The following is a 12,494-nucleotide window of genomic DNA, read 5'->3' on the forward strand; positions in this document are numbered from 1 at the left end:
TTTTCGAGAACCAGTCTATTTGTGCCCGAGACCATGGATTCAGGTTTGCCTCCCGCCTTTCTCTTGCTACCCCAAAAGGCCCATCATGTCCCAGCCCGATTCCATCCCCAATGTCCTTGCCGAACGTTACGCCACCCCCGCCATGCGCGCCCTCTGGTCGGGCGAGGGGAAGGTGCGCCTGGAGCGTGACTACTGGATCGCCGTGCTGAAGGGCCAGCGTGACCTGGGCATCCCGGTGCCAGATGGCGTGATCGAGGCCTATGAGAAGGTGAAGGATCAGGTCAACCTCAACGCCATCATGGAGCGTGAGCGCGTGACCCGTCATGACGTGAAGGCCCGCATCGAGGAGTTCTGCGATCTCGCCGGGCATGAGCACATCCACAAAGGCATGACCAGTCGTGACCTCACGGAGAACGTGGAGCAGCTTCAGACCTTCCGCGCGCTTCTAGAAGTGCGCAAAAAGAGCATCGCGGTGCTTGCCGGTCTGGCCCGTCGTGCGCAGCAGACGCGTGACATTCCTTTCACGGCGCGCACGCACAATGTGGCCGCGCAGGTGAGCACGCTCGGAAAGCGCCTGGCCATGTTTGGCGAGGAGTTGCTGCTCGGCGTGCAGGCACTGGAGAGCCTCATTCAGAGCTATCCGGCGCGTGGTCTGAAAGGCGCGGTCGGCACTCGTCTGGACCAAATCACTCTCTTCAATGGCGATGTCTCCAAGGCCCGTGCTTTGGAAGATCGCGTGCTTCATCACCTCGGCATTCATGCCGCGCTGGACTGTGTCGGTCAGGTGTATCCGCGCAGCCTGGACATGCAGGTTGTTTCAACTCTGGTCCATGTGGCCAGCGGCCCGGGCAGCTTTGCCAAAACGCTCCGCCTCATGGCAGGTCATGAGCTGGCCAGCGAAGGCTTTGCCAAAGGTCAGGTCGGCAGCTCCGCCATGCCGCACAAGATGAACAGCCGCTCCTGTGAGCGCATCAATGGCTTCCACGTCATCTTGAAAGGCTACCTTGCCATGGCCGCCGGTCTGGCTGGCGATCAGTGGAACGAGGGTGATGTGTCCTGCTCTGTGGTGCGCCGCGTGATGCTGCCAGATGCCTTCCTGGCCATGGACGGCCTGCTGGAAACCACGCTCACCGTGCTGAACCAGATGGAAGTCTTCGAAGCAGTCGTGGAGCAGGAGCTCATGCGCTATCTGCCGTTCCTGCTCACCACCACGGTGATGATGGAAGCTGTGAAAGCTGGTGCTGGCCGTGAGGCCGCCCATGAGGCCATCAAGATCCATGCCGTGCAGGTCGCTCGCGACATGCGCACCGGCAAAGTGGCGCAGAATGATCTCTTCGCCCGTCTTGCTGCAGATGAGCGCCTTGGCTTGAAGGCCGAAGCTTTTGAAGCACTCATCGCCCAAGGTCGTGCCAATGCTGGTGATGCAGCGGAGCAGGTGGACCACTTCGCGAAGCGTGTTTCCGAGCTGACTGCCGCTCATCCGGATGCCGCCGAGTATCAGCCGGGATCGATCCTGTAATCGGCGTCAGCCGTCTAACCAAAAGGGCTTCCTCACGGAAGCCCTTTTGCGTTTTCATGAGATGAACTGAGCCAGGTCACGCTTTCTCAAACGCATCCGCGACACGCAGGAGCGTGACTTCATCCAGTGGCCTGCCGATGATCTGCAGGCCCACAGGTAGCTGCTTGCCACCTTCCTCGGCGGTGCCACAAGGGATGCTGATGCCGGGAAGACCAGCGAGGTTTACCGGGATGGTGAAGATGTCTTCCAGATAGGCTGCGAGAGGATCCTCCTTCAGCTCACCGAACTTGTGGGCCGGGGCAGGGCTGGTGGGGCTGACGATGACATCCACATTCTCAAAGGCCTTCTCGAAGTCCTGGCGAATGAGGGTGCGGGCGCGCTGGGCTTTGATGTAATAGGCATCGTAGTAGCCGCTGCTGAGCACGTAGGTGCCCAGGAGAATACGGCGCTTCACCTCAGGTCCGAAACCTTCCTCACGGCTCATCATGTAGTGCTCCATGAGGTCCTTGGCATCACTGCTGCGATGACCGTAACGCACACCGTCAAAGCGGGCGAGGTTCGCGGAAGCCTCAGCTGGGGCGATGATGTAGTAGGTGCTCACGCCAACATCGGTGTGAGGCAGGCTGATCTCCACCGGGATGGCGCCGAGAGACTCGAGCTTCTTGATCGCGTCGTTCACGCGTGCCGAGACGCCTGCGTGGATGCCGGAAATAAAGTATTCCTTGGGCAGACCGACACGGAGGCCTTTGATGTCCCTGCCAAGACCGCTGGTGAAATCCGGCACGTTGACGTCGAGCGAGGTCGAATCTCGCAGGTCTTTGCCGCAAAGATGGTTCAGCAAAATGGCCGCGTCTTCGACCGTCTTGGTGATCGGGCCGATCTGGTCAAGAGAAGAGGCGAAGGCGACGAGGCCGTAGCGCGAGACGCGGCCATAGGTCGGCTTGATGCCCACGCAGCCGCAGAAGGCTGCTGGCTGGCGGATGGATCCACCGGTATCAGAACCCAGCGTGGCAATGGCGAGGTTACCTGCCACGGCTGCGGCGCTGCCACCGCTGGAGCCGCCGGGGATGCGGTCGAGGTCGCGAGGATTGCGCGTGACACCGAGAGCCGAGTTCTCCGTGGAGGAGCCCATGGCGAACTCGTCCATGTTCAGCCGGCCAAAGGGCACGGCACCGGCACCGCGAAGCTTCGTGATGGCACCTGCATCATAAGGGGCCTTGTAGTTCTCAGCCAGCATCTTGGAGCCGCAGGTGCAGGGCTCGCCAGTGACATTGATGTTGTCCTTGATGCCGATGGGGATGCCACCCAGGGGCTGGGAGAGATCAGCCTTGTCAGCTTCAGCCAGGGCCTTTTCGACGTCCCAGGAGAGATAAGCACCGATCGTGGCATTCTGGGCCTCGATGGCCTTGGCGACGTCCGTGACGATGTCACGCGGGGTGATTTCCTTGGAGGCGAGCCTTTGACGAAGCGCGGAGATGGTGGAGGCAGCGAGAGACATGCGGGAAGATGACGAAATCAGTATAACAAAGGATGAAACAGATCACTCGATGACCTTGGGGATCTGGAACTGGTCCATGGCACGGCGCGGTGCATTGGAGAGGGCCTCGTTTTGCTCAAATCCCGGGCGGTCCTGGTCGGGACGGATGACATCGAAGATGGGCATGGCGTGCGCGCTCGGCTCGGCATCCAGGGTGTAGGAGCTCAACTGGTCAATGTGACCCAGAATGCGGGTGAGCTGCTGCTGGTAGTGCGCGGCCTCCTCCTCCGTAAGGGCGAGGCGGGCTAGCTTGGCGACGTGGTGGATGTCGATCTGCGGAGATGGCATGGTCTGCCTTTGTAGGCCGTGTTTGAGGGCTGGCAAGCGCGGTGACAGGTCAATTCAGCAATCCCTGGCTTCGGGACAGGCTTTTAGCGCCATGGCGAAGGTCTGGATCAGCGTTTGAAGGGGTGCAGGAACTGCTTCCAGTAACCTTTCGGCACCGGGTGGCCTTTGATGCCATAACCTTCCGGCCAGCGACCATCCTCTGGCATGTGATAGGTGCCAAAGAGCCGGTCCAGCAGTGGGAAATGGATGGCGAAGTTCACGTCAATGGCCTCTTTCTCGATGCCATGATGCCAGTGGTGAAAGCGCGGGGTGACCAGATACTTCTCCACGAGGCCAAAACGAAGCCCGAGATTCGAATGCACAAAGGTGGCGTAAAGATAGACCACCAGGATGTAGGCATTCACCGCCGGCTGGCTGAAGCCGAGCACGATCGTCGGGATTACCGTGGTGCCTCGCAAAATTAGGATCTCCAGGAAATGCATCCGTGCTCCGGCCATCCAGTCCATGTGCTGGGCTGAATGATGCACGGCATGAAAGCGCCACAGGGCAGGGATGCGATGAAAGGTGCGGTGCAGCCAATACTGCACGCAATCTGTCAGAAACATGATGGCGATGAACTGCACCACGAAGGGCAGACCCGCCACCCAGGCGCGGAAGGACGACCATGAGGTGACCGCGAGCAGCGTATTCGCCGGGATGAAGGACAGCCAGGTCAGCAACTGCACCATCATGCTGCTGACAAAATAGTAGAACAGATCCTCCCGCCATTCATAACGAAAGATGCCCTGCTCGGCATGGCGGGGGAACAGGGTCTCGACCGGGATGAAGACAAGCCCGGTGAGCAGCAGCCGAAGCACGAAGAAGTCGAGGCCAAAGTAGGCCGGTGTCGCATCTCCGGCCACCTGCGTGGCTGTGCTGCCTCCCATTGTCAGGGCCAGCAGCGTGGCGACCATGCCCGCCATGCCCAGCACCTTGCTGGGCCGCAGCACGAGGCTCAGCATGGAAAAGACAAAACCGCCGATGATGACGCCAAAGAGCGCAGGCCTGTACCAACCTGAGGCGTAGGCCTTGCTCATCTCGGCCGTGGTGAAGACGCCTGGAAACCAGATCATGACGACACCCCCCACGGCGGCCAGACCTAGCATCAAGCCCAGGACACCGCTGATCCACCCGCTGCCAAAGCGCCGCAAGGCAGGGGGAGCTTCAAGTTCCCGACGGACTTTCAGGCGCGCTTCATGGAGTGGGTTCATGCGGAGGCAGAATCCCAAAGCTCTCCGGATCTAGCAAGAAAGGATTCTTCATTGAAAAAGGCACCTGCGAAAATGACTGGACGGAAGGGGCTGGAGTAGGTGATGAAGGACCCGTCTACCAGGATTTGCTTTCATCAGAATCCAGATCGCGCGAAACGCACCATGACCTGCCTGTCGTCTCATCATCAAGCCTTGCTCATCCTCCTGGCGGCAACCTGCCTGCTTTCCGGGTGTGCCAGCACGCGGGAAAACCTGGACTCCGCCTGGCTGGCCATCGACCCGGCAGGACATCACCGCTACCACAAGGACAAGTACTACCCGAATGAGCGGAGGACCGGCCTGCGGCTGCCGGGTGAGTCTGGTCGATGAATCATCCGTAGAGGCCGGACTACTTGCCGACCTTCATCCATTTCACGCTCTCCATGCCTGAGGCGAGTTCGCGCACGCGGATCTGCCAGGCGCCGGGGTCTTCATTGGGTGCGAGATCGAGGGAGATCTCGAGAGCGCCCTTCTCGGCGGCGTAGTAGCCGCTGCCTTCCGCAGCCACACCGTTCGCATCTTCGATGCTTACTTGAACTGGCACGATGGCGCTGGTGACAGAATTATCGGTCGTGGAGAGTGTGGCGCGGATCTTGGCGGTATTGCCACAGGTGGCCGTTTCGGGGACATCGAGTGCCAGTTGCAGGAGGGGCTTCGGCGTGATCATGAAGATCCGGCCGTCAGCAGGTCCAAGATTGACCGGCCAGCTCAAGCTTCCATCGGCTCCGCGTTTGGGCACAATGAGGGAGTGGGTGGTGAGTTCATACACGCTGGCGTTCTCTTGCTGAAGCGTGATCGTGCCGCTGCTCGGCAGGCCGTTCTCCATCACCAGACCGTGCTGGCCCACGTAGGTGCCAGGCTCGCGCTGGTCATTCACGGCGAAGACATAGAGCGCATCACCGCTCTTGCGTGTGCGCAGGATGATCTCAGCATTATCAACACCTACAGTGGGCTTCCAACCGAGAGACTTCATCTGGTCTGGCAAGGTCTTGGCTAGGGCGAGGACAGTGGCCTTGTCCTTCGCGCCGTTCTTGATGCGCTTGAAGCTCGGGATGACGAGGTCCGCTTTGATGCCAGGGCTGAGGAATTCATCCGCGATGACCTTGCCACCGCGCTTCTGCCAGTCGGTGATCTTCTTGACCACACCTTCGGTTAGAATATCGCACTCGGGCATGAGCAGGAACTTGCGTCCGCTGAGGCCGTTTTTCAGCAAGGTCTCTTCAAAGAGGATGTCCATCTGCACATGCGCATGCTGCATGGCCTGCCAGAGATCGGCTGACCAGTTGTTGTTATTCCCGTAGCCGCCACGCCGCGCAAACATCTGGGAGGTGAAGCTTTCCAGCAGCGCGACTTCGCTGCGCTCAGCGGGAATCTTCATCAAGGTCGGCCCGAGCGGCTCGGCGACATCGCGGATGAGGTCACGAAGCACACGCACCGTGTTCGCATTGGTGAAGCGATAGGAGGTGGTGTTGCTCGGATTATCCACCAGCGACTGCCAGCCGTGATACATGATGCCCTGGATCGGACGCGCGATCTTGGTCCAGAAAGCCTCGCGCAGATGCATGGGCGCGATGGTGATGTAGGCCGCATCTGGATCATGGTCCTGCCAGGCCACGAGCTCGCCTGGAGCCTTGGCGCCGAATGGTGCGGTCTGGGAACGATACCAGATGATCTGCGTCATCTTCATCACCTTCTGGTTCTTGCCGCTGGCCTCGCTCATGGCAAAGAGCTGGTCCGTGGCGAGACCAATGCGCTGCGGATCTGGATAGGTGTAGGTCCAGTGGGAAAGCACATCCACATCACCACCTGCACCACTGATGCTCGGCTGGCGCACGGCAGGATCAAAGAAGGTCCAGAGATCCCGACGACCACTGCTCTTCACGCCCTTATGCAATGCGGTGTGAAGCCCGTTCCAGCCATCTCCGACGGTCCAGAACCAGCGGTAGTATTTCAGGATGGGATGATCATCCGGAATGACTCGATTGGCCGGGAAATCCTTGAGCTTGTGGTGATCGACTCCCCACTTGTTCATCACTTCCGCAGGGATGTCGGCATTGGCAAACTTGCGGTAGTTTTCGATGTCGATGGGATTGAAGGAGGGAGTGCTGTTGTCACGCACCTCGGTGCTGATCAGTGCGCTGGTGAAGGCGGGATGATCACCATAAGTCTTGGCCATGCTCTGGCCGACGGACTGAAAGTAGGGAGCAAACTCTGGTGTGCTCGCGCAGATGTCCTGGCGCTCGTAAACCTTGCCTTCGCGATTCACCCGCAGGTTCTTCGGATCATGCTTTAGCGCCTCGGAGGGCATGAGCGTGGCCACGACTTCTACACCGTTGCGCAGAGCTTCATCAAGCACACCTCGACGTGTGGCGATCTCCTCCGGGGTGCCGGCAGGAAGCTGCTTCTTCTCATGCCACATCTCCGAGGATGCCGACGCGCGTAGCCCAATGAAGTGCGTGAAGCCGATGTTCTTCAGTTGGGCGATGTTGTTACCATCCGCGCCCCACATGACCACTGGCAGGCGCGGTGCGAGACGTGGGACGATCTCGATGCTGGCGGTCTGCTCGTTGCTGTAGTCACCCGCTTCGAAGCTTGCTGTCAGCGTGTAGCGTCCAGGCTTGAGCTTCGTGTCTGCGGTGAGCTTCGCCGTATGCTCGGCTCCTGGCTTGAGGTCAGGCAGGATGAACTCCTCATCCTTGCCGCCGAAACTGAGCTTGAGCTTCGCAGCCTTTAAAGGCTCGCGCTGAAGATTCGTGCAGATGATCTCCACAGGCTTGATGCTCGTCTCCATGCGGCGCCACACGGTTCGCGGAGCCGTGATGGCGAGGCTGGCGCGCTCAAACTTCAGCGCTCCTTCGCTGATGCGCACTTCATCGATGAAGCCCGGGAAGCCGCCATAGTTGCTGCCGATGCGGTCGCCAATGCTCAGCGGTTTTGCGCCCGGTGTGATGGCTCCATAACCTGCGAGCTTGAGGCCGCCGATGCGCGATCCATTGCGGTAAAACTGGGCATCACCTGCACCATCATAGACGAAGGCCACATGCTGCCAGTCCGTGCCGAGTTTCACCGGTTCGGAGTAGATGGTTTTGGATTCAGCGCCGAAGCCCAAGGTCACCAAGAAGCGTCGCACATCGCCCTGATCTGCACCGGAGATCTGCCAGGCATAGTCCGTGTGATCGACGTATTTCTTGTCGAGCAGATAGCAGCGCTGGTCTGCTGGCCAGTCCGCCTTTGGCTTGATCCACATCTCCAGAGTGAAGCCAGCTTTCGGTGAGAGCGCAGGTTTGAGGGCTGTCAGTGCCGCATGCTTCTTGTCTTCAATCGGGAAGCCCGGGAAGCTTTCGAGGGCAGCGCCAAACTTGCCAGCCTCACTGGACTTCGCGCCTTGCAGAGTGAGGTCGTTGCCCTTGCCCGAGATGTCCTGCAGCGGGCCATCCGCATCAAACTTCCAATACCCCAGCACATGCGGGCCGCTGGCATCTGTCTTGAAATAGCCCGTCTCCCACGTCTCTTGGAGAGTGGCAGCCTGGGACAGAATCGGGAGCAGCAAAAGAGAGGAGAGAGCAAGGCGCATGGGTGAGGGCAGTCATACGCATTATAGCGGCATATTTGTTCTGCCAGCATCCGCACGACCTTTTCCATCCATGAAAAAAAGGTTCTAGGTTTAGATGTTCAACTATCCCCTCTGACTGTTGTCTGCTTCAACTTGGTCACAAGAAGCCGACTCTTGCCATGGCGCCTTGGTGATCACGAACGATTTTTCACTTAGCCTAACATCATAGCACAAAACACTGCCCTCATGCTTAATTTCTAAGGCCGTTTCGTCGGCATAGCAGTAGTTGCCATGCCGCTCAAATATCATTTCGAATGCGGGTTGGTTAACATAGATGTGTCCTGCGGGTGCGCCAGATAGGCGGCATGCATAAACAACGGGGCTTCCAACTACAGTGATTCCTCCAGCAACTCGCAACAAATGAGCCGAACCATAGTCAATTCCAATTCCAAGTCCAACGTCGTTCAAGACAGTGGAAAACGAACTTCGATGCTGTCTATAACGCTGTTCGAAGACTTTCAGGCAACGCTGAGATGCGCTTAACGCAAGCAGTCCAGCATCAGGTCCACTGTAGAAATCGGGGAAAAAAAGCAAGGATGCCATCACCTGTAAACTTGTCGAAAACTCCGCCTGACTGCTTTATGATTACTTCCAGATCAGTGCATAATTCGCTGATGAACTTCGCAAAAAGATCGGGTCTACGTGCCTTTAGCATCAACTCCGTCGACCTGCGGATATCCACGGAAACCACAAAGGTAGCACGATCCTCCGATGAGAAAAACTGATTTCTAAATGTCGAGTTAGTTAACAATGCCTCATGAGCCTCGGTCGATACCCTTGTCAGTAGAAATGCCAACTCTTGTTTCTGGCTGAGCTGCTCCAGTGATTTCTGAAGGTCTCGATTTGCCTTCTCGTGTTTCCTTTTGTCGGCCTTCTCAGAATTTAATGCGATTGTTTGTTCGTGAAGCTTTTTCTTCAGCACGGATATTTCATCATCCAGCTCGAGAAGTTTGGCATTCTTCGAAGGTGTTGAAGATGCCTCGAGCTCTAGCCAAGGAGATGTGCTTGATAGTGCAATATTAGCAGCAGTCTTCAGCACGCTATCCCATGCCGAGTGACCAAGGTTCACAGACTTCAACGCACTAGCAGCTGCTGCGGTTAAACTTACGGTTGGATCCGAACTCATTAACTATGCTCCTCTATTATCGAAAAAGTCCAACCAATTTTTATCAAGAATGCGTGACTACCCTGGAACTAGGGCTGCTAAATATTATGACCCTGGGTTCAATCCTCCTGATCTTGAGGATCGAAGCTTCCAGATCAATCTCTTCATACTCAGCGAGCCAATGGGCAGCGATTAAGGCGGAGCGCTGAAGGCCTAACTGGCAGTGAATGTAGACACGATGCCCGGCCTTCTGTGCGGACCGGATGAGACCGAGTGCGGCGCTGATGTGCTCGGGTTGGAGCGGGACAAGGTCTAGCAGCGGCAGATTGTGGTAATGGGCACGCTCGCGAAAGGCCACGGGCGCATTGGATTCGGCGGTAAAGTCGATCACTGCCAGGTTCCCCTGGCTAACCAATTGCTCGGCTTCCTTGCCGGTGAGCTTGCGGCCGAACATCACCCCCGGCGTGACTTCTCGCCACGCGGGCTGGAGTTTAAGCCATTTGCGCTGGATGTGAGCCGTGACGAGGATCACTGGCAGCAGACACCATTCGGCGGAGGGAGAGAGTGTGCCGTTCTCTTTACCGAGCAGTCGGGACAAACCTGTGGCGTAGGCAAGCGATACAATACCGCAAGCCACGACGGGCCAGACAAAAGCGATCGACACAAAGCTAAGTGCGGTGCAGGCCAGTGCACCATAGCCATAACGCAGGGCATATTTGCGCGAAGGATTGCGAGTGCCGAGCTGACGTGGATCGGGAATCAGAGCGGCGATGACCCAGCCCATGATGAAGCCTGAGGCGACATCGACCAAATGATGCTGCCACAGCAGCAGCGTGGAAAGGCCGATGAGGATGAACCAGATCTTCACGCCTCGGCGGACCCAGCCTGTGATATGCGCCCCATAAAACACCCACACTAAAGAGCGCAGGCTGATGTGCAGCGAAGGGGCGAGATTGTAAGGCAGGTCGTTGAAGTAGAGCGCGTGAAACAACGGCGCGGTCCAGCCTTCGGGCACGGGCCTCGGCAGGCCTAACTTTAAGGGGAAGAGCAGGAAGAAGATGCCGCTTGCGATGGTGACGCCGATGAGGCGCTTGGTCAGCAGATTCAGCTCCAGCTTGCTGCGGCAAAGGAAGAAGGCGCCACAGAAAAACAGATCGAGCGACCAGTAGGGCACCACCAGTTCCTTCACGAAGGGCAGGTGTCTCTCCCACTCAAACATGAAAGTGCCGACGTCACTGCGAGTTGCCGTGAATTGATTGCAGCCGCTGTAGACGATGACAAACGTGACTCCGGCCAGGGCCAGTCGCCAGAGCGCGGGCCAGAGCAATCCAGGTTCGCGGGGAGCGCGGTTCATGCGTTCGGTTTGCGGGCGATGCTGACGGTGAAGATGCCGAAGTCATCCACCCACTGCTTCTCCTTTTTGAAGCCAGCGGCTTCGACGAGCGCATCCATCTCGCCCTGAGGACGACGGCGCATGATCCAGTATTGCCCATCGCGATTCGTCAGTGTGCGAGCGATCATCTCCACCTGCGGATGCCAGGGCTGGCCGGTGTAAATGAGATAGCCACCGTCGCTCACCGCACTGAACAAGCCGCGTAACGAACGATGCAACCGCTCGTTGTCTGGGAAGAGTTCATAGAGGCCGGAGACCACGGCCACGGACGGCTTGGGCTCCACACTGGCGAGAGATGACTCATCAAAGGCATCTCCACGCACATGGTTGATGCGATCCTGAAGACCTAGCTGCTGAGCGGAAGCTCGGCCGGTGGCGAGTGCTGACTCACTCCAGTCACGGCAGAGGATTTTGAGATCAAAGCCGAACTCTGAATCCGCCAGCACATCGAGCAAGTATCGCCCCGCACCTCCAGCGATGTCCATGAGCTGCATGGGCAGGCCTGCTTCGCGAGCCTGACGCAATCCATAACGCAGCGCCTGGTTCATGCAGGCCCGGCGCTGACGTATGCCACGCCAGCCGATGGCATTGATGTAGAAGTAGTCGATCACCTTGCCGACACCCAAGTTTCCGCGAGCCTTGTTCTCGTAGACGTAGTCGAGGGATTCACCTGAATCGAAACCCGTCGCGTGACCGATGCGGATGCCCTGGCTCAGCCTGCCCATGGTGCCGAGGCTGGCCCGCTGCATGATGAAGGAGAGGCCCTTGAGGCTCGGAGCCGGTAGCGGCTTCTTCAAGCTGGCGAACTCGGCATTGGTGGCCGGATGGCTGAGATCAGATTCGAGGTTCGGTGGAGTAAAGTTGGCTAGGCAGCGCTCTGCAAAGCGCTTGATGGCTCCGCAAACCTCCTCGCGGCAAAGGTCATGGAAGATGGCGTGGCGTGCGCCTTTGAGCGTGAGGTGGGTTTTCTGCTCGCAACCGTAATTGGTGTAGAGCGCATCAATGGCCTCTTTCTTGACCACCTTGTCAGCTCCGGCTGAGAATAGCAGGAGCGGGCGGTCCATAACCTCGGCATCGCTAATCACGCGCTTGGCGGTGTCGAAGAGATCGATGAGGATCCGCGCTGAGATGTCTTTGGAGATGCTCTTGTCCGCATCATAGACGGCGGCGGCATTAACATCCCGAGTGAGCCAGGAGCCCTGGACATAACTCTTGATGGTCGCATCAGGCTGAAGTTTCTGCAGACCGCGAATGCCCGTGAGAGCACCAGGAACGATGAGATTCACCTCAAGGGCTGGCGTGGCGAGCACGAGGCCTGCGATGCGTGGGGCGAAATCATGAACCCAGGTCGCGCCAACGACCGCGCCGACACTGTGTGCCACCACGACGGTGCGTTCAGGCACCAGCCCGTGCACCTTTTGCAGGTGGTGGAAGAAGGTGTCCAGATCCCGCACATACTCCATGAAGCCTGCCGCATGGCCGCGACGTCCAGGAGACTGACCATGACCGCGAGCTTCCCAGGCGTAGATGGCCGTGTCCGGCATGGCTAGGGAAGGCACCACGGTGTCCCAACGGTCCGCGTGCTCATGGCCGCGATGCAGCAGGATCAGTGCACGAGTGGCACCCTGCACATTCCAAGTCTTGTAGTGCAAAGACAGTCCATCATCTGTGGTGAATTGCAGGCGCTCCGTGTTCATGCAGGAAGCAAGCAGGGGCCAGCAGGGGTGTCAATGCACCTTGGATCAGCCTT

General features: G+C 58.3%; 9 protein-coding genes. 2 read left to right on the plus strand and 7 right to left on the minus strand.

All coding sequences use genetic code 11. The annotated features are described in order from the left end of the window. Positions 1 to 85: 85 nt before the first annotated feature. Positions 86 to 1,519, plus strand: coding sequence for an adenylosuccinate lyase (gene purB / locus BGE01nite_RS26350; protein ID WP_146855480.1), 1,434 nt, complete (start codon positions 86 to 88; stop codon positions 1,517 to 1,519). 76 nt (positions 1,520 to 1,595) lie between these two features. On the opposite strand, the gene gatA is transcribed toward purB, so the two are convergent. From gatA to BGE01nite_RS26365, 3 genes are all read right to left on the minus strand, one after another. Next, positions 1,596 to 3,017, minus strand: a complete 1,422-nt coding sequence (gene gatA, locus BGE01nite_RS26355; protein WP_146855482.1) for an Asp-tRNA(Asn)/Glu-tRNA(Gln) amidotransferase subunit GatA — start codon at positions 3,015 to 3,017, stop codon at positions 1,596 to 1,598. 42 nt (positions 3,018 to 3,059) lie between these two features. After that, complete coding sequence (gene gatC, locus BGE01nite_RS26360; protein WP_146855484.1) at positions 3,060 to 3,344, minus strand: Asp-tRNA(Asn)/Glu-tRNA(Gln) amidotransferase subunit GatC; 285 nt, start codon at positions 3,342 to 3,344, stop codon at positions 3,060 to 3,062. 107 nt (positions 3,345 to 3,451) lie between these two features. Beyond that, the gene (locus BGE01nite_RS26365; protein WP_146855486.1) at positions 3,452 to 4,594 is read right to left on the minus strand and encodes a sterol desaturase family protein; all 1,143 of its coding nucleotides are present in this window, start codon (positions 4,592 to 4,594) and stop codon (positions 3,452 to 3,454) included. 162 nt (positions 4,595 to 4,756) lie between these two features. Here BGE01nite_RS26365 and BGE01nite_RS26370 point away from each other — a divergent pair, with 162 nt between their 5' ends. Next, on the plus strand, positions 4,757 to 4,963 hold the full coding sequence (locus tag BGE01nite_RS26370; protein ID WP_146855488.1) for a hypothetical protein: 207 nt from the start codon (positions 4,757 to 4,759) through the stop codon (positions 4,961 to 4,963). Positions 4,964 to 4,982: 19 nt separating this feature from the next. Here the strand turns inward: BGE01nite_RS26370 and BGE01nite_RS26375 are convergent, their stop codons facing one another. The 4 genes from BGE01nite_RS26375 to BGE01nite_RS26390 all read right to left on the minus strand — a co-directional run bounded on the left by BGE01nite_RS26375 (position 4,983) and on the right by BGE01nite_RS26390 (position 12,441). Continuing rightward, positions 4,983 to 8,207, minus strand: coding sequence for a LamG-like jellyroll fold domain-containing protein (locus BGE01nite_RS26375; RefSeq protein ID WP_146855490.1), 3,225 nt, complete (start codon positions 8,205 to 8,207; stop codon positions 4,983 to 4,985). A gap of 538 nt (positions 8,208 to 8,745) precedes the next feature. After that, positions 8,746 to 9,372, minus strand: coding sequence for an adenylate/guanylate cyclase domain-containing protein (locus tag BGE01nite_RS26380; RefSeq protein ID WP_170267085.1), 627 nt, complete (start codon positions 9,370 to 9,372; stop codon positions 8,746 to 8,748). 43 nt (positions 9,373 to 9,415) lie between these two features. After that, on the minus strand, positions 9,416 to 10,705 hold the full coding sequence (locus tag BGE01nite_RS26385) for a dual specificity protein phosphatase family protein (protein ID WP_146855495.1): 1,290 nt from the start codon (positions 10,703 to 10,705) through the stop codon (positions 9,416 to 9,418). Further along, a complete protein-coding gene (locus BGE01nite_RS26390; RefSeq protein WP_146855497.1) occupies positions 10,702 to 12,441 on the minus strand; it encodes a bifunctional alpha/beta hydrolase/class I SAM-dependent methyltransferase in 1,740 nt (579 codons plus the stop codon). Before BGE01nite_RS26390 ends, BGE01nite_RS26385 begins: the two co-directional genes overlap by 4 nt. Positions 12,442 to 12,494 lie beyond the last annotated feature (53 nt).

The organism is Prosthecobacter gellanilyticus, assembly GCF_007992435.1.
Lineage (GTDB): Bacteria > Verrucomicrobiota > Verrucomicrobiia > Verrucomicrobiales > Verrucomicrobiaceae > Prosthecobacter > Prosthecobacter gellanilyticus.